Source organism: Paenibacillus sp. 598K (assembly GCF_003851045.1).
Classification (GTDB): Bacteria; Bacillota; Bacilli; order Paenibacillales; family Paenibacillaceae; genus Paenibacillus_D.
The window spans coordinates 1-202 of sequence record NZ_BFBX01000424.1; the positions used below are offsets into that span (position 1 = coordinate 1).

Sequence of the window (202 nt, forward strand, 5' to 3'; positions counted from 1 at the left end):
ATGGCGCGCGCATCGAGGCGATCGAGCCGCTGGAGTCGGCGACTGCGCCTTCGCTGCCGGGGGCCAAGCTGCCGTCCGGCCATGACGGCCAGTACCGACGGGGGCATATTACCGTATCGTTCCCGCTAGACAACTTTGGCCCCTCGATCCCGAATCTGATGTCGGCCGTCGCAGGCAATCTCTACGAGCTGCAGGAGCTGTC

General features: G+C 65.3%; 1 pseudogene. It reads left to right on the top strand.

The features are described 5' to 3' along the window. A pseudogene (locus PA598K_RS35680) lies at positions 1 to 202 on the top strand (ribulose 1,5-bisphosphate carboxylase); the annotation flags it as partial.